The sequence below is a fragment of the Pseudomonas sp. ANT_J28 genome, from assembly GCF_008370005.1.
GTDB classification, from domain to species: Bacteria; Pseudomonadota; Gammaproteobacteria; order Pseudomonadales; family Pseudomonadaceae; genus Aquipseudomonas; species Aquipseudomonas frigoris.
Genome location: NZ_VOBM01000040.1, coordinates 1 through 17,378 on the forward strand (window position 1 = coordinate 1; position 17,378 = coordinate 17,378).

General features: G+C 55.2%; 17 protein-coding genes. 6 read left to right on the forward strand and 11 right to left on the reverse strand.

From position 1 onward, the window contains the following. Positions 1-326 precede the first annotated feature (326 nt). On the forward strand, positions 327-797 hold the full coding sequence (locus FQ187_RS23515; RefSeq protein WP_149631300.1) for an anti-virulence regulator CigR family protein: 471 nt from the start codon (positions 327-329) through the stop codon (positions 795-797). 99 nt (positions 798-896) lie between these two features. On the opposite strand, the gene FQ187_RS23520 is transcribed toward FQ187_RS23515, so the two are convergent. After that, on the reverse strand, positions 897-1,331 hold the full coding sequence (locus FQ187_RS23520; protein ID WP_149631301.1) for a GFA family protein: 435 nt from the start codon (positions 1,329-1,331) through the stop codon (positions 897-899). A gap of 42 nt (positions 1,332-1,373) precedes the next feature. After that, positions 1,374-2,315, reverse strand: a complete 942-nt coding sequence (locus FQ187_RS23525) for a carbon-nitrogen hydrolase family protein (RefSeq protein ID WP_149631302.1) — start codon at positions 2,313-2,315, stop codon at positions 1,374-1,376. Positions 2,316-2,418: 103 nt separating this feature from the next. Here FQ187_RS23525 and FQ187_RS23530 point away from each other — a divergent pair, with 103 nt between their 5' ends. Further along, positions 2,419-3,102 (forward strand): helix-turn-helix domain-containing protein, encoded by a 684-nt coding sequence (locus FQ187_RS23530; protein ID WP_149631303.1) that lies wholly within the window; start codon positions 2,419-2,421, stop codon positions 3,100-3,102. Between the two features lie 93 nt (positions 3,103-3,195). Then, complete coding sequence (locus tag FQ187_RS30030) at positions 3,196-3,720, forward strand: hypothetical protein (protein ID WP_178122754.1); 525 nt, start codon at positions 3,196-3,198, stop codon at positions 3,718-3,720. A gap of 193 nt (positions 3,721-3,913) precedes the next feature. On the opposite strand, the gene chrA is transcribed toward FQ187_RS30030, so the two are convergent. From chrA to FQ187_RS23560, 5 genes are all read right to left on the reverse strand, one after another. Next, the gene (gene chrA / locus FQ187_RS23540) at positions 3,914-5,272 is read right to left on the reverse strand and encodes a chromate efflux transporter (protein WP_149631304.1); all 1,359 of its coding nucleotides are present in this window, start codon (positions 5,270-5,272) and stop codon (positions 3,914-3,916) included. Beyond that, positions 5,265-6,209, reverse strand: coding sequence for a chromate resistance protein ChrB domain-containing protein (locus FQ187_RS23545; protein WP_149631305.1), 945 nt, complete (start codon positions 6,207-6,209; stop codon positions 5,265-5,267). Before FQ187_RS23545 ends, chrA begins: the two co-directional genes overlap by 8 nt. 644 nt (positions 6,210-6,853) lie before the next feature. Beyond that, positions 6,854-7,867, reverse strand: coding sequence for an acyltransferase (locus tag FQ187_RS23550; protein WP_149631306.1), 1,014 nt, complete (start codon positions 7,865-7,867; stop codon positions 6,854-6,856). 686 nt (positions 7,868-8,553) lie between these two features. Next, entirely contained in the window at positions 8,554-9,441 is an 888-nt protein-coding gene (locus FQ187_RS23555; protein ID WP_149631307.1) for a S9 family peptidase, read from the reverse strand. 30 nt (positions 9,442-9,471) lie between these two features. Next, a complete protein-coding gene (locus FQ187_RS23560) occupies positions 9,472-10,470 on the reverse strand; it encodes an MBL fold metallo-hydrolase (protein ID WP_218580708.1) in 999 nt (332 codons plus the stop codon). A 272-nt stretch (positions 10,471-10,742) separates the two neighbouring features. Between FQ187_RS23560 and FQ187_RS23565 the strand changes: the two genes are divergently transcribed. Then, positions 10,743-11,087, forward strand: coding sequence for a cupin domain-containing protein (locus FQ187_RS23565; protein ID WP_140683607.1), 345 nt, complete (start codon positions 10,743-10,745; stop codon positions 11,085-11,087). A 52-nt stretch (positions 11,088-11,139) separates the two neighbouring features. Here the strand turns inward: FQ187_RS23565 and FQ187_RS23570 are convergent, their stop codons facing one another. After that, positions 11,140-11,802: an FMN-dependent NADH-azoreductase gene (locus FQ187_RS23570; protein ID WP_149631308.1), complete on the reverse strand. Its 663-nt coding sequence runs from the start codon at positions 11,800-11,802 to the stop codon at positions 11,140-11,142. Between the two features lie 107 nt (positions 11,803-11,909). Between FQ187_RS23570 and FQ187_RS23575 the strand changes: the two genes are divergently transcribed. After that, positions 11,910-12,764, forward strand: coding sequence for a LysR substrate-binding domain-containing protein (locus tag FQ187_RS23575; protein WP_149631309.1), 855 nt, complete (start codon positions 11,910-11,912; stop codon positions 12,762-12,764). A 423-nt stretch (positions 12,765-13,187) separates the two neighbouring features. On the opposite strand, the gene FQ187_RS23580 is transcribed toward FQ187_RS23575, so the two are convergent. Next, positions 13,188-13,460 carry a hypothetical protein gene (locus tag FQ187_RS23580; protein WP_149631310.1) on the reverse strand — a complete coding sequence of 91 codons (273 nt, stop codon included), beginning with the start codon at positions 13,458-13,460 and terminating at the stop codon, positions 13,188-13,190. Between the two features lie 573 nt (positions 13,461-14,033). After that, complete coding sequence (locus FQ187_RS23590; RefSeq protein ID WP_149631312.1) at positions 14,034-14,603, reverse strand: DJ-1/PfpI family protein; 570 nt, start codon at positions 14,601-14,603, stop codon at positions 14,034-14,036. Positions 14,604-14,739: 136 nt separating this feature from the next. Here FQ187_RS23590 and FQ187_RS23595 point away from each other — a divergent pair, with 136 nt between their 5' ends. Beyond that, the gene (locus tag FQ187_RS23595) at positions 14,740-15,360 is read left to right on the forward strand and encodes a tyrosine-type recombinase/integrase (protein WP_149631313.1); all 621 of its coding nucleotides are present in this window, start codon (positions 14,740-14,742) and stop codon (positions 15,358-15,360) included. A 201-nt stretch (positions 15,361-15,561) separates the two neighbouring features. Here the strand turns inward: FQ187_RS23595 and FQ187_RS23600 are convergent, their stop codons facing one another. After that, entirely contained in the window at positions 15,562-16,935 is a 1,374-nt protein-coding gene (locus FQ187_RS23600; protein ID WP_149631314.1) for a transposase, read from the reverse strand. Positions 16,936-17,378: the final 443 nt, after the last annotated feature.

Below are 17,378 nucleotides of genomic sequence, written 5' to 3' on the forward strand. Positions count from 1 at the left end.
GGTCTGCTTACGTTTTCCGGCATATTCGGCATCGGCGAAGGACATCTGTTTCATCGGGGTTCAACCGCTCAGTTTGTGCGAGGTGCGTATTTCACCAAATCTGGATGTCTTTTTCAGAGTTTCCCTAGCTGACTCCCGCACACGCAGCCTGGTCGCAGGCACGTAGATTACTGTCGATGGCCAAATCAAAGAGCGCACGCCTTCGGCGGGTAGTTGCCGCGCAAACCGGCCGTGCGGCTTGGGTGTCGATGGGAGGAAATGGAACCCACATCACCGACAGCGTCTAAATTACAGAAAGATGTCCCGCCACCCCGAAGGAACGACTCATGCTCAGATCTCGCTCATTGATTGCAGCTATTACATCCCTTGCGCTGGTTTCCGGTTCAGTGACTGCATTGGCCGATCCTGGAAATGGAAAGGGCCAGGGAAACGGCAAGGGAAACCCGCAAAACAGCCAGGTTCATGGGAACCAGGGAGGTCAGGGAGGCAAAGGCAAAAATTCCGGGGGTGGCGATTGGGATAATGGCCCAAGCATCAATCGCGGAAGCGTTCTTGGGATTATTGGCGGGTATCGGGACTACTGGAGCCCCGGACCTGCATTGCCACCCGGCATCCAAAAGAACCTCGCGCGAGGCAAGCCGCTCCCACCGGGGATTGCCAAAAAGCTGGATGGTCGGTTGATCGGTAGGCTGCCTCATTATGATGGATATGAATGGCAGCAAGTTGGCGCCGACTTGATACTGGTCGCGCTGGCAACCGGGCTTATCTATGAAGTGCTCAACGGTGCTTTTGATTAATGGGCATGATCCATATGCCAATTTGAAAGCTGTTCTGACGCGGCTGCCCATGAAAATGCCGAGTTGCTGCCGAACAGGTGGCAACCGGCGCAACCAGCGCTATTCGTCCACGCTGATGCCCGATCCCCCTAATTCGTTGGGGACATCCTTCAGCTTGGGCAATCCATCCTTGATGCGCAGCACGGTCTCCTGATAGTGGACGTGAACGCCTGGCGAATACGCGAGATCCGGGATGACCGCGGCATACACATCGATCAGCCCCATCCCCGGGTGTTCAGTGAAAATGTGCCCGCCGCAGGTCTTGCACCACTTGCGGAAACTCCGCTGTGTCTTGTTGTAGGTGCCGATGTTGTCAGCACCCCGAGTCACTTGCACCGCCTCGGGTTTCCACAGCGTGAAGGCATTGACCGGTCCTGCTGACCAATGCCGACACGACTCGCAATGGCAGTAGCCCATTCCGACCGGCTCGCCACTGACGGTGAACTCGACTGCGCCGCAAAAACAAATGCCCTTGTAAGACCGTTCAATGCTCATGGCGTGACTCCTTGATCAATGGTCAGGCGATACCGCCGGACTTCACTCGTCGATATAGCGCACCGCTGTCGCCGGCGTGCGCCGCACCTGCAGGTCGAAAATGTCAGGGCGCGCGTAATGCCCGGTGACGTCGAGCGCCCGCCGCGCCGGCGCCACGAGTGCGACGTCGATGTCCGCATACAGAATGCCTGCCTCTCGGTGTAATGGACCGGCCACGATCCGGCCTTGAGGACTGACCACTACCGAGTCGCCGTCGTTGATCCATTCATCCGGATCGGGAAACAGTTGCGCACGAGCCGGGAAGTCGTCGGGGATGTCACTGCCGCGCAGCACGGTGCCGCTGCCGAGCACCCAACAGCGGCCTTCGAGAGCAATGTGGCGCATCGTGCTGATCCAGCCCTCGCCCGTGTCGTACGTGGGGGCGACGTAGATTTCCACCCCTTGGGCATACAGAGAATAGCGTGCCAGCGGCATGTAGTTTTCCCAGCAGATGAGCGCACCCACGCGACCGACTGGTGTATCGACCGTGCGCAACCCGGAGGCATCACCGAAGCCATGCACCATGCGCTCGGGATTGGTTGGCATCAGCTTGCGGTGGCGGTTGAGCACGGCGCCGTTCGCGCCGATAACGACTACGCTGTTATAGAGCGTGCCGCCACCATTGCGCCGGGCGCATTCATTGATGCCGCAAACGATCGTCACGGCGTGAACCCTGGCGGCCTCGCACAATTGGCTCAGGTCACCGTTGGTGATATCGACGGCGTTGGCCAGCAGCCGCGTGTGCAACTGGCCCATTACAGCCCCATCCTTTCCCGCCGCCAACCGCCAGATCCACGACGGGTAACCTGGAATGAACGATTCGGGCAAAACGATCAGCGAGGCTCCCGCCGCCGCTGCCTCATCTACCGATTGCACGGCCCGGGCGATCGTCGCGCTGCGATCGAGCAGCACGGGCGGGCGCTGAATGATGGCTACCTTAGTCATGGCGTGCTCCTTTGGTATTTGGCTTTCGAGGTTTCAGCGTGCGCGTGGCGAAGTGGCGGGGCTAGTTCAGAATCTGAAGCGTTGTAATTGCGGAGCCAAGGCAATGGACGAAAGCTACGGTCAGTTCTGCACGGTCGCGCGCGGTGCTGAAGCCCTGTGCGAGCGCTGGACACCCTTGGTCGTGCGCGAGTTGCTGTGCGGCAGTATGCGCTTCAATGAACTGCACCGCGGCGTGCCACGGATGTCCACCAACCTGCTGGCACAACGTCTGCGGCATTTGGAAGAAATCGGCGTCGTGCACCGCACGGCCACCGGCAAAGTCTGGGAGTACAGCCTGACCGAGGCGGGCGAGGAGTTGCGTCCTATCATCATGGCTCTGGGGCATTGGGGCGCGCGCTGGATCGGCAGTCGCCTTCGCGATGACGAACTCGACGCGGGCCTGCTCATGTGGGACGTGCGCCGGTTCGTGCGCATCGAAACGTTCCCGTCCCGACCGGTGGTCATCCAGTTCAAATTTCGCGACGCGCGGCCCGGCGAACAAGCGTGGTGGCTCGTGGTTGAACAGGGCGTGGCAGACCTGTGTCGCGACGACCCCGGACGCGAACTGACGCTCGTCGTGGACTCCAGCGTGCGCGCGTTGACCGAGGTTTGGACGGGCGACCGCACACCGCGCGAGGTTCTTCAGTCGCGAGAGCTGCGTGTAGATGGCGCGGTGAAGGATGCGGAAAGTTTGTGGCGCTGGCTTGGCACGAGTGCGTTCGCGGGTACCCGGAGCGCTGCACGCTAGCGCTGGCAGCATCCGTCGGTCGCAGGACTTGAACTGTCTGGGGCTTAATGCGTCATAAGTCTCGCGATATCAACCAACCTTACGGAAGCAATCATGCTTTTAAAGAATAAGAGTCTCGTTGCTGTAATGTCCTGCGCCCTGATGCTTGCGGCCGCCCCATTACTCCCTGCTGACCTGTCCATCATGAACTCCGCCTATGCGAAAGACGGTGGTGGTGGTGGTGGTGGTGGTGGTGGTGGTGGTGGTGGTGGCGGCGGTAACGGAGGTGGTAATGGGGGAGGCAACGGAGGTGGTAATGGCGGTGGCCACGGCGGCGGTACAGGCGACGGTCACAGCGGTTCAGATCACTCCGGTGGCTCTACCAGTAATGGCCGCGGCAATGGACTGAGCAGCGATCATGCCGGCAAGGCTGTTCGCGACCGTGGTGAAAGCGGAAACCACTATGGCAGTGAACGCAATAGTGATCGCGGTCATGGCCAAACGACTTCAGGCATCGCCCATTCCAAAGATACTCGCGGCGTGGCCAAAGCCAGTGCAATCTCGACCTCGACACCAGGCGATCACAATGCGAAAGGGTTGAGCAAAGCCGGGACGTCGGTATCGAAAAAATCGCACTGATCAGCCATAACGGCTGATAGGGAAGTACAACAGACTCAACAAAACGGGCGCCCGACAAGGCGCCCGTTTTCGTTTGTTCCGCTGCTTGAACCCGTAAGCGTCGGCCGATCACATCCAACAAGTCACAAGGATTGATTTCCGAGGTAACCCAAACGGATCACCTCGCATTTTGCTTCGTCCCTCACTGTGCTTTCTAGCGCAGCAGATGCACCGCCAAGCCGACAAGCGCGCAAGCCATCAGCACCTGAATGACGCCCCGTTTGAAGCGGAACAAGGCAATTGCCGCCAAAATGGCAATCAGTGCAGAGGGCCAGTCGAGGATGCCGCTGAAGCCTTGCGGCCACAGCACGTGATAGCCGAAGAAACATGCCAGATTGAGGATCACTCCAACCACCGCCGCTGTGATTGCAGTAAGCGGTGCAGTGAATTTGAGTTCGTTGTGGGTCGATTCTACCAGTGGGCCACCGGCAAGGATGAACAGGAACGAGGGCAGGAAGGTGAACCATGTCACCAAGGTGGCTGCGACAGCGCCGGCCAGAAATACATGATCGGCGCCGAACACTTGTGAGACGTACGCTCCAACAAAGCCGACGAAGGCCACCACCATGATCAGCGGCCCCGGTGTGGTTTCCCCCAGTGCCAAACCGTCGATCATCTGAGTCGGGGTAAGCCAGCCATAGTGACCGACCGCACCTTGATAGACATACGGGAGGACTGCATAGGCCCCGCCAAAAGTCAGCAACGCGGCCTTGGTAAAGAACCAGCCCATCTGGGTCAAGGTGCCTTCCCAACCAAAGAGGGCGATCAAAATACCCATCGGCAAAGCCCACAACGCGGCGCCAGTCAGGGCGAGTGACGCCAGCTTGAGCCAGCTGAACCGGGCATGTTCCGGGGGCGGGGTGTCGTCATCGATCAAGGCTGGGCCGAAGGACTTTTTGGCAGCGCTATGGCCCCCGGTTCTGAACTTCTCAGGCGCCAGACGCCCTCCGACATAGCCGATTAACGCTGCCCCCAATACGATCAGCGGGAAAGGAACATTGAACGCGAAGATCGCGGTAAATGAAGCTGCTGCTATCGCCCACAGCCAATTATTCTTCAGCGCCCGAGTGCCGATCCTATGTGCCGCCTGCACGACGATGGCCGTCACGGCAGGCTTGATCCCATAGAAGAGGCCGGCCACCACAGGCACTTCGCCGAACGCGATGTACATCCACGACAAAGCGATGAGGATGAACAGTGAGGGCAGCACAAACAACACTCCGGCGATCACTCCGCCCCAGGTTCGATGCATCAGCCAGCCGATGTAGGTTGCCAATTGCTGAGCCTCTGGCCCAGGCAGCAACATGCAATAGTTGAGCGCATGGAGAAAGCGTCGTTCGGAGATCCAGCGCCGACGTTCTACCAATTCCTGGTGCATGATCGAAATTTGTCCTGCTGGCCCGCCGAAACTGATGAAGCCGAGCTTCAACCAGAACCAGAATGCTTCACGCAAGCTGATCGCCTCCGGCCTCGGTAGACCCCCCTCAACCGTTGATGCCAACACCTTACTCATTGGGTTGTTCCTCTTTCACAAACTCGGCGAGCAGGCCGTCGAATATGACGCTAGCAGCAGCCAGTAAGTGGTCGTCATGGGTAATGGTTTCGCGCAGTCCTGCCAGCACGCGCTCGATGCCTGCAGCCTCCAAAGGCTGAATACCGCCGATATCGAGGTAGTGCACCAAGGCCGCGATGCGGTTCAGGCCGGGTTCTTGAAGCTCAAAACTGGCTTGCAGGGTTTCGAAGGTCACGCGATTGCCGACATGACTGAAGGTCGCATCATCGAAGTCGAAGCCCAGCGCGTCTGCCGGACAGTCATGTGGAGTATTCAGCCAGAGGATCTGAGCTTGAGGATCAATGAAGCGCCGAATCAACCAGGCACAAGCCAGACGGTCAACCCACGGACGTTTACGTGTTGCCCAGATACGACTTTGATAGTCACCACGGTTGAGTACCGTTATGGGCTCGTCGCGGCTATGGGGTTCATCCGCAGACAACGCTCTGCTGGCAGCCGTCTCAAGGTCCTGCAAGGCTGAATCAATCTGTTCCTTGGGCGTACCTGGAAAGTAATCGATGTGGGTGAGCTGATCGTAGTTTTTGCGCAGCTTGCGAATTTGTTTGGTGGTGGCCAATGCGTTTTCAGGATTGAGCTGCCCACGGCACTCGTCAATCTCTGCGCGTAGCTTGCTGTAGTCATCGCTACGGTTGAATAACTCGACAAAGCGCTCACCCTCCGGATCGACCACGGGCAGGATGTAAACAGTGCCATTGATAGAAAGGATGTCGCGCTCGACAGACGTTAGAGCTTCACGACAGACACCGGTATCAGGCAACAGATAGGCACCATCGCGCAAAACCGCTGCACCTGAGGCTTTCAGAGCACGCCAGGCTCGCATGCGTTCAGTGGCATTCGCGGTGGGTAAAGCGAGAATCAGTGTCAGCCAGTTTTTCATGTAGAGAGCGCTATTTATTTTGTAGTTATTATTACATTAGCTGTGATTTTGGCGTTTGGAAAGCCATCCTTAAGGTCGGGGATTTTGGCGCGTCTAGCTGGAGACGGGGCGACTTGCGCAAGCAGCGTCGATAGCTGCTGTGCGACGCGGAGAGTGTCAGAAAGGCCCGTAGCTGTCGTTCATTTGTGTCTATAAAATCCAGGGACCATTCAGTGAATAGTAGCGGGAGTAAAAGGTGCTTTCAGACAGATTGCGGGATGTGAACCAGCAAATCGAAAAAACTATCGCTGCTATTCGAGACAAATACATCGCGTCTGATGAAGTCGTTGTAGCTGATTACTTAAAGCGGTACGAGGCAAGCTTGTGGCTCAAAACAAAAACTGGAGGTGAGCTTGAAGGGGCTCTTGAACTGCACACGAGGCTACCTGGAAACCACCAGTCATTATGATCAGGAATTTCTCGGTGAAATGTGTGAGACGGAACGACTGATCAAGCAGCTGCGGAAGGACAAACTGCTGTGAGTTGGTGAAAAAGCCTGACAACTACCAAAAAATATCTTCCAAAGTACAGGCTTTTTAGCGGGGGCGACCGTCCGCATTTGGCCGATGGCTTCCTATCGTGAAGGACCGCAATCGACTGTGGATTCAACCGGTCGATATAACAGATTGGCTAGCTACTTTCTTGGCAAATCTCTTACCAAAAGCAATCCACCATTTTTCATAATAGAAGGTCGAGATATGCGCGGTGAGAAAAATTGCGGCGAACAACAAAGGGCGCTTCAAATATTTTATGACGGTGTCTCCGCTACCTAGCCAAGTATGTATTAGCAGCGGATGAACAACGTAGAGAGCGTACGAGATGGTGGCGATATAAAATAAAACGCGATTATTCAGAATCTGGGCAACTCGTGTCCGGCTATTGATTAACGTGCTTCCCACCATTGCTGCGGCAAGATAGGGGCGGAAGTAGTTCATGAAGCCCGCATCGGGATGACAGGACAAGACAAACAGGAGGAACAAAGATATTTGTGCGATCCCCGTTTGTGTCGGAAGTTTGGCAAGGATGTTGCCCAGCCTATTGTTGTATATCAGTGCAAGTATGGACCCGGAAAGTATTTCATCAATGCGGTAATAAGTGTTGATTGCGACATGGACATCATTCATGACTCGGTACATCGTGACGGCGATGCAGAGACAAGGGATTAGCACTGCCCACTTGTTTCTCATCAGAACTACCAGTAAAGCGATGGCGAAATAAAACTGGACCTCCATGCACAAACTCCATAGGTGGCCGTTTACACTGCCAAGCCACATAGGGGGCCAGTTGGCAACGAACAGAAAGTTTGCGATGTAGAAATCCGAAGTGCTGTCCATGACAGGTAAAGCAATGACCATGTACAACCAGGCGAGAGGCACAACCCGAAAGATTCTGCGGATTAAAAAATCAACGACGCTGCTGTTGTTGAGCAGAAAATTTGTTATCAGGAAACCCGATAGCGTAAAGAATATAGCCATTCCCATAACGCCTGCGGCGGCATTAAATTGCCAAGGCTTTGGGCCAAGTGGTAGCAGGTGACACGCCAAGACAAGCAAGATGCTGATGCCGCGCCATCCATCAAGTACGCTGAATCGAGAACCCGCTACGGAACTACTATTCATATTGGCATCCCGCTCTTGGGTCGATAGAGGGCATTTGATAAATGCAGTGCTGCGTCTGAAGACCGTCTGAATTCATATAAAAATCCAGTAGTTGCAGCGGTGAAAAACTCAAAAAATCAGACCATTTAAGCCTGTAGTCTAGGACACCTTTTGCACTTTACACTTCACGCCATGAAAAAATCCAATCGCGAGGAATTCGCTAAATGACTGGGTTTTTGACGTTACTTGTTTGACGTTACTTGTTTGACGTTGCTTGATAGCTTGGCGCTAAGTGAATCGCCCACTTTTGGTAGATACCCTGACTGGCGGCTTTTGGCCGATTCTGTTGAAAAAGTCGGCCATGGTTTCCACGGCAGAAAAGTACGCGCTTGAGATTGAAATCTTTACTTTGAGCAGAGGGTTCCCGGGCCCAAATTTCGCGTAGCTGCGCGCAAAAAAGGCGTTTTCAGCAGTCAGTACGCGGGCAGTCTGGAAGGACCGACTTTTTCAACACAATCGGCCGGAAGCAGCTATTCGCGACCGACTGCTTCCGACTGTGGATTCAACCGGTCGACGCAACAGATGGGCTAAATCGTTCAGCGGGTGTTTCGTTGTTTAGTGTTTTCCGAGGGCGACTAAGCCTCTTGCCAGTCGTTAGTCAACGGGCAAGGGGGGGCAAGCACTTGAAATAGTCGGGGATACCGGGATCAGTGAATGTGCTTCTTGACGAAGGTGGCGGTCGTCGAAATCAGCTCGTCGATCTGCTTCTCGTCTTTGCTCATGTTGAAGAAGTGATCCATCGGCCGGACAAGCAACTCATGTTTTCCAGGGTGATAGCTGATAAAGCTTTTCCCGAGGGTTGGCTGCGGAGAAACGATGTCGTCGTTAGTGCCGACCGCGACGAGCAGTGGACCCTTGTAACGGGTGATCTCGGCGGCGGCATCGAGGGTCATCAAGCTGACGAAGAACGCGGATTTAAGCTTGACCTCGCCACCAGCAGGTAATGCCAGTGCGACGGGGGTGTCACCGCTGTGCAACGCTTCCTTGATCTTCTCGGCGCCCCACAGCAGCGGGAAAGCGGCTCCCATATTGGTCGCGGGGTTCCAGAGTGCGACCGCGTCGAGTTTATGCGGGGTCCGTCCTGCTACAGCCGCACCAACTGCTCCGCCCATGCTCCATCCAACAAGCGCCATGCGGCTGGCATCGACGCGCTTGGATTTGGCTAGATAGTCGAGCGCAGCCAGCCCATCCACAACATCCGAATCGAGTGTGCCGTCGGTCTTGGCACCATCACTGTCACCATCAAAGCGGTAATCGATACGGAGACTGGCAATTCCTTGTTCGGCCCAAAGACGTGCGGCACGGGCAAAAATACCTTCATTGACGGCCGGAATGATGAGCTCATCCCTACTGCCCCCGAAACTGTGAAGTAACAGGATTACTGGGGGCTTTTTAACGCCGTCGGGCAGGTTCAGAGTGCCGACGACGTTCATTCCCTCAACGGAGAAGGTGACTTTTTCTTCTGCCGCAGATGCGAAATATGGGGCTATAACCAGGCTTGCGAGAAGTACTATACGGGTCAAAAAAGTAGACATGGGGTGATCCTCAGCTAAACGGCTAAAGGTTTAATTCTTGGGCTGGGGGGCGTCGCCTGAAGATGCAGTCGGCGTTCCGAGCAGTCCGATAGCGCTGTACCAGAGCGGTCCTTGATTGATGCGGTCGGGGTGGAGTTTGATCATCTTGTCGAAGAACTCACGTGGGGTCGGCTTCTCGGCGAGTAGCTTTATGGCATCCAACAGGTATTGGCGGGTCTGCTCCAGAATGACTGGATCATCGGCACGACTTTTCTGTTTGTGCCCAGCAATAACGATGCGCGGCTTCAAAGCTTCTACTTGGTCGATCGCCTTGACCCAAGCTTGGAGACCACCGTTGCCGCCTTCGAGGAGATATTGGTGTACACCGTTGTAGGCAACGTCGCCGGCCACCACCAGTCCCATGGATGGCACGTGCAGCACCGTGGTGTCGTCAGTATCTGTATGACCGACATCTATGGCCTGGATGGTATTGCCCTCCAGTGTGAAGCCTTCAGCAGGTATCGGTTGAGCAATAACATCGGTCTTTCCAATGAGCCCGGGAAAGTCCTTGTCATATACCTTTTCACGTCCAACAGTGGCCTGCTGGTGCATGAGCCGGATCGTGCCTTCGGTGGCATATACAGTGGCCCCAGGGAACCGCTCGAGGATCTGTTCAGTACCGAACCAGTGATCGCCATGTCCGTGGGTCACGTAGATGTATTTCAAGTGCTTGCCGGATTGCGCAACCCAGTCGCTGACCTTTTGCGTTTGCTCACGGCTCATTGGCGGATCGATCAGCACAGCGTCGGTTTTCCCGAAGATCAGGGTTGAGGTGATCGGCGATGAAACGATGCGATCACCATTGGGTAGGCGCTTATCGCTCGCCCTAGTTACCCCGTCAGTAACGAGTACTTCATAGGACAATGTAGAAGGGTGGGACATATCGTTCTCTCCTGTACTTTTCCCTGCGGTGGACTCGGCGGCGCCTGATAAGCAGGAGGCCGTGAGCAAGATTGTGGTGAGCAGTGCTCGAATGGAGATGCCGGGCATAACTAACCTCTATCTAGTGAAGTGGGATGGAGGTTGGACATCTACTTGCGTTGTCGATGTCAGATGCAGCATTAATCGAACCATTAGCCAGGAGTGTAGATTAGTGCTGGGAGCATGAGTCGGTACTCGATGCGATGCAGCTTCGACCGCTAATGTCCGGTTACTGTCTGTCGCGAAGGGCGGCAATCGACCCTTTGTCGCCTCCCGGCTGATCACTCCTTTTAGGGTCTCTACTTCTAGTTAGGCCCTGTATATACAGAGAGGAGCGCGCGATGAGCAACGAACAGGTGGCACCTGAGACGAAAGGCGTTACGGTGACGTTACTTGCAACGATTGATCTTGGTCCTGAGATCGAGGGTATGGCAGGGCGCCAACTCAGAATGCGCAGGGTGACCATCGAGCCCGGAGGCGTCTTTGGGCCTATTCACAACCACATCGACAGACCCGGCACCGTCTACATTCTGCAAGGAACGATCACTGACCATCGAAATGGAGTCGCCACGGATTATGGGCCGGGAGTGGGCTGGCCCGAGGACAGGAACACCACACACTGGCTTGAGAACAGAGGCACGATAGCGGCGGTAGAGATCTCGGTCGATATTGTCCGGCAAGAGTAAGCTCAGGACCAAAAGGGACCACCCATTAGCCGGTCTCAAGTCAAGGCTTTCCTCAACAGCAGTTGGCCTGAAGCGTCAGCGACAAACTGTCTGCCAGGTTCCTGGCCTGCTGAGTCGCGTCCTCACGCGCGCGCCGATCAACGTCTTCCCCCAGGATGGTTTTCTCCACAATCACCGAATGCACATCCGTGACGCCGATAAATTTCAGCCAGGCTTCCACGTAGGGCTTCTGGAAGTCGAAGCGCTCCGCCGGTGTGATCGACTGCGCCGAAAAATCCAGGCCGCGGGCGTACATCACCACGGCGAGTTTGTTGTGCAGCATGCCTTCCAGACCGCGTTCCGGGTCAACGCTGAACAGGATATCTTTCTGCGATACCAGGTCGATGAAGTGCTTGAGTTTGTACGGGATGCTGAAATTCCACAGCGGTACGGACATCACGAGTACATCCGCGCGGTGCAGGTGACTTGCCAACGCTTTTAACGTGTTCCAGGCGTCTTGTTGTGCGGGGGTCAACGGCGTGCCATTGAGCCCGGCGTATTTGGCCTCCATGGCCAGATCATCGAATTCCGGCAGAGCCATGTTCCAGAGGTCGAGGGTGATGATTTCGGTGTCCGGGGTATTTGCTTGATAACGCGCAATGAAGCTGCGGGCGACTTCAAGGGAAGCCGAACGCTGCTTGCGTGGAGAACACTGAATATGGAGAAGAGTCGTCATGGCACACCTTGAATGATGGGGGAGGCAGGGCAGGTGAGAGCATTGCAACATAGTTGTATTTGAAATATAAATCGTAAATTACTACTCGATTGATCACGTATAACACTATGTTCGATACTCTGCTGCTCAAGACATTTGTCACCGTCGTCGATGAAGACGGCTTCAGCCGTGCAGCCCAAAAGTTGCACCTGACGCAGTCGGCGGTCAGTGGCCACGTGCGGCGATTGGAAGAACAGATTGGTAAACCCCTGTTGACGCGCACCACCCGTTCCCAGCAACTGACGGCCGATGGCGAGCGCCTGGTCTCTTATGCGCGCACGATCCTCGCGCTGAACCGTGATGCCTGGACAGACCTGACACGCACACCGTTTCACGGGCGACTGCGGATCGGGGTGTCTGAAGATTTTGTCGAGTCTCGATTACTGCGCACTGTTCAGGATTTCGCCGCGCAGTACCCCGGGATGGAGATCGAGGTGCAGGTGAACATTCCGGGTACGTTACTGGCGCTGATGAAGCAGGGGCATCTGGAGGTGGTCATCGGTTCGCTGTGCGAAACCAGCGAAGCGGGGCTGTTGCTATGGCAAGAACCGCTGGTGTGGGCGTGGTCGGCGCAACCCGTCGCCCGGTTACCCACGCCGTTGCCGCTGGCCCTGTTCCCCGAGCCGTGCCCTTATCGCGAGGCCGCGCTGACAAGGCTGGCGCAGGCGGGAATCGCCCAGCGCACGGCAATGTTATGCAGCAGCACCGCCGGGTTACGGGCGGCGGCCCTGGCAGGCTTCGCGGTAGCGCCCATGCCACTCAGTCAGTTGGGGCAAGGATTGGCGGCTATTGGGGTGGAACAAGGGTTGCCGGATTTGCCGGATGCGCAATGTCGGCTGTTCACCTCATCTGAAGCGGATCAGGCGATTGTGGCAGCGGTCACTCAGCTCATTGTGGAGTATTGCTCTAAACGGAGGGCTTGATTGCCATTTCAAGGGCCTGCTTGAACGTCTCGGGTACGCGGTCTTTGCCTTCCTGAGAAGGTCAGCCGTCTGTTGGATGCGGGTGAACCACTTTGATGATGAACACAAAAAAACGGGTGCCTTGGTGGCGCCCGTTCTCATTTAATCCATCGCCCTAACCATGGCCGACCGCACATAGCCGCTTTTTACCGTATGAAAGTCTTCACATTTTATTTCACATACTGACTTGATGAAGAGGCGCTAATTTACTGGCCTCCAGAGGTTTTGTAGGCTCTTAAAACAAGAATCATCTTCACATTTTATTTCACATATTTTTTGTGAAATGACTTCGGTCAATGGGCTCACGAAAGACTCCGTCAGCCGCGTTTATGCACATACCGTAATTGTAGAAAAACGGGCGCCCATTGAGGCGCCCGTTTTTACTTACTCCTTCACCTGCGCTCGTAAGCGTCGACCGATCACGTCCATCAAGTCACAGCCGTCGCGTAACGGAATGACTAACAGCTGAGAAAAGTCTTTCAACACCACCGTGTCGCAACCGAGTTCGCCGCGGTAGGCGATGTTCTCCAGCACCTGCGTGACTGTGCGGATGCGGTAATCGGCCATGGCTTGCAGGACGTCGAGTGGGGCTTGGGTGTCGATGAGCAGGGAGGCCGGGATCAGGTCGATTCCGGTGAGAGGCATGTATCTTTCCATAGGTGAGATCTCGTTCAGTTAGATGAGACCGCCAACAGATCGTCGCCAAACGAATAGGGTGGCAGTTGCGCGCAGGTTGGCGAACCGGGAACGAAAACCGGCAGACCCGAAGGTCTCCCGCGCGCAACCGCCATAGTACAGCGGTTTTGCAGTTGCGACGACGCCTGCAAATGAGCAGGCGGCCCTCGCATTCGTATCTCGGGTCGCCAAACCCGAAATCGCCATTTTGGGCGACGAGATGGACTATAGGCCTCATCAGAACGGCGGGAAAGGTAAGGGATTCCGAGGTTTGTGTAGGAATTTTTATGGTGGTCCTAGGACCGTTATGCCCCTTCCGTTAGCGACTGCTATCGGCCGAGGCTGTGTAAAAACGTTTTCGATCTGCGGAGGCAGACGAAAACAGCCCAAAAATCGCGTCCCTACGCAAATTTCAGGTCTACTTACCAAACGGTCGACGCCAGATTTCACGTAGTAACGCTGACTTCAAAGTGACGAATGCGTTTTTACACGGCCTGGGCCATGAGCGGTCACTCGAACACATCACCTGGTCGGCTGTTTTTTAGGACGAGGCGGTCACCCATGTTCCGCTGCCAACATTGATCTGAACTGAGAAATGATCTCTGAAGATAGCCCGGCACCTTCGAACACTGCGCAGGTGAAGCTAACGGGTGCAGGGCCTGGAGCAGTTATGATGCGGTCCGCAACCACAGCCACTGGACTGCTTTGATAAAGCGTGTGCCCTTCATAACCTACGGCATTCTGTTGTAAGAAGTCAGCGCTGTTCGAGGTATGAGGAACCGTGTCGAGAAGCCCGGCCCTCGCAAGTGCCAGCGTTCCCCCGCAGATACCGGCAATTGTCGCTCCACTTGAACGACTAGCATGAAGAAACTCTCGAATATCCGGTGCTTCTGCACGTTCCCAGACCATTCCTCCAATGACGACAACAACGTCCGGTTTCCAGTCCAGACATTGTTGCAAACTGCTATCGACAGTTACAGCCAATCCACCCTGCGAGCAGAACTGCCCCGTAGCAGAAGCGAAAAACCTGACGTCGATCCCGTAAAACGGAGACGCAGTTCCAGCAATGAAAGCATATTCCCAGTCCGCAAAACCGGGTGTCAGTATCAATCCCACGCGTGCCATCAGTCAGAATCCTCCATGAATGCCAATAACATATGGCGACAACACACATACATCAAGGGCTGCTTTGGGTCGGATAACGCCCTTCACTCCCTGTGACTGATCCACCCTTGTCCTCCATCAACGTGGAGGACAAGACATGAACACTATTGCCACACACAGCCATCAGCCTTGGAACAAGGGAAAGATTGTCGGGCAGAAAGCACCGCTTCGAGTCAGAAATATCTGGGCCATTCGGGTCAGACTCCAGCTCGCGGAGAAGACACGAGATTTGGCACTCTTCAACTTGGCTATCGACAGCAAACTGCGTGCCTCTGACTTAACCAAGCTGCGAGTACGAGATATAGCCCATGGAGAACATGTGTCGTCACGGGCCATCGTGATGCAGCAGAAAACCCACCACCCTGTGCAATTTGAAATCACGGAGCAAACCCGAACGGTTCTGGAGGCTTGGATGCATCAGGCCCACCTGCGCAGTGAGGACTTCTTGTTTCCGACCCGGTTGCACGGCTCAGATCATCTCTCCACCAGGCAATACGCTCGAATAGTCAAAGCGTGGGTGACAGCCATTGGCCCTGACCCAACCATGTACGGTACTCACACGCTACGGAGAACCAAGGCATCGCTGATCTATCGCAGGACGAAGAACCTGAGAGCTGTCCAACTCCTGCTTGGTCATACGAAGCTTGAAAGCACCGTCAGGTACTTGGGGATCGAGGTCGATGATGCCCTGGAAATGGCGGAACAGACTGAAGTCTGATCACCCATAGTGACGGTCGATGCTGACCGTCGCTATGCGACCGATTCTGTTGAAAAAGTCGGATTTTCAAATGGCCTGAACTCAGGCACGACCACCACCGGAGAACCTACTCACCACATTGAGTGGTTTTTCGGCCCTTCGGTGACCTTTGCTGCTCTGTTATTGGGTTAATTTGAGGTTTTTTGCTTGGTGCAGGCGCACCTATCCCGTGACTGGTGGCCCTTGAGATGAAAATTTGGCCAGCCGTCGCAGGTTCTGCACCGCAGCGGCCAGCGTGAATTCATCCGTCGCGCCACTCATACCACGTAGCCGCAGGCGATCCAATTTCAGGATGCGCTTGAGGTGGGCAAACAACATTTCGACCTTTTTACGTTCGTGGCGAGAGCGCTGATATGCCGGCGTTGCTGCAATGCGCCGAGCCACATCGCGAGCGGCTTCATGGACGCTGCGAGCGATCTTGCGGAGCGCAGTGTTCGGGCAGCACTTGGCTTTCATCGGACACGTAGCGCAGTCGGTCTGCCGGGATCGGAAGATGATGGTGTTGGCTTTGGTGACGTGTGAACGCTCATTCTTGAAGGCTCGCCATTCGCTGCGCAATGGGTTGCCGGCCGGGCAGCGGTATTCCTCAGCCTCTTCATTCCAGTGGAAATCGTTGCTCGAAAAACTGTCGTTCTTGCGCTCGGTTTTGTCCCACACCGGCACATGCGGCTCGATGTCTTTTTCCTCCACCATCCAGGCCAGCATCGGTGCGGTTCCATAAGCGGTATCGCCGATGAGGCGGTCCGGCTTGATGTCGAACTGCGCTTCGACCCGGTCGATCATCGTCTTGGTGCTCTCGACTTCTGCGGTTCGATGAGCCGGTGTTGGTTCCACGTCCATGATCACGCCGTGCTCAGTGTCGATCAGGTAATTTGTGGAGTAGGCAAAAAAGGCAGGGCCACCCGGAGCGGCCGTCCAGCGGGCTTGAGGATCCGTCAGCGACAAGCGCTTGGGCAATGTTTCGGCCAGCGCCTCTTCATCGAGGCCTTCAAGGTACTCACGCACGGCGCGGGTGCTCAGGGCCGGATCGCTCCAGTTGACCTGTTCATCTCCCGGTACGCCACGCTGCCGACTCGCGTCCGCCTTGATGATGCTGGCGTCCACGGCAAAGCCTTCGCCCTTGACCAGGCCTGCGTCCATGCAGCGACGCAGCACCTCATTGAACAGCCAGCGAAACAGATCACTGTCCCGAAAACGGCCGTGTCGATTGTTGGAAAACGTCGAGTGGTTGGGGACTTCATCCTCAAGGCTCAACCGGCAGAACCAGCGATACGCCTGGTTCAAATGGGCCTCTTCGCACAACCGTCGTTCGGAGCGAATGCCATAGCAATAGCCCACGACCAGCATGCGGATCATCAGTTCAGGATCAATCGACGGACGCCCAATCGGGCTATAGAAATCTGTGAGGTAATGGCGCAGGTCGCTCAGATCGAGGCACCGATCAATGCTGCGCAGCAGATGATTTGTTGGGATGTGATCTTCAAGATTGAACGAGTAAAACAGCCGCTCCTGCCCACTCGATAACTGTCCCATCATGCTGTGTGATCCCCCTCCGGCCAATGAAGAGATTTTGCCGGAGGCCAGTCAGGGGAGCTACTTTTTCAACAGAATCGGCCAGAAGCAGACATTCACCTGCCAATTTTATGTCCTGCTCCAGATTTTGCTGGACTTTCCCCTATATTAACTATCATTCAAATAAGTTTAGTCGCAGTAGCGACCCAAACTTAATCGTCATATTTATGAAGTCATATGCAAACCAGTTGTCATATTGAGAAATCGCTTCATCCACACATCTATGATATTGATCTGGTTAATGCCCAAAATAAAAACAAGCATCACACATGGATAGCGCACTAATTAAAAGCTGATCGATTTTTTACTCCAACTTACCATTCGTCGTCATGCAGAAAAAAAATTCAACTTTTTCGAAAGCGGGTGACTCCCACTAATACAGCCATCAAGGCGGTGGGTACATTTTT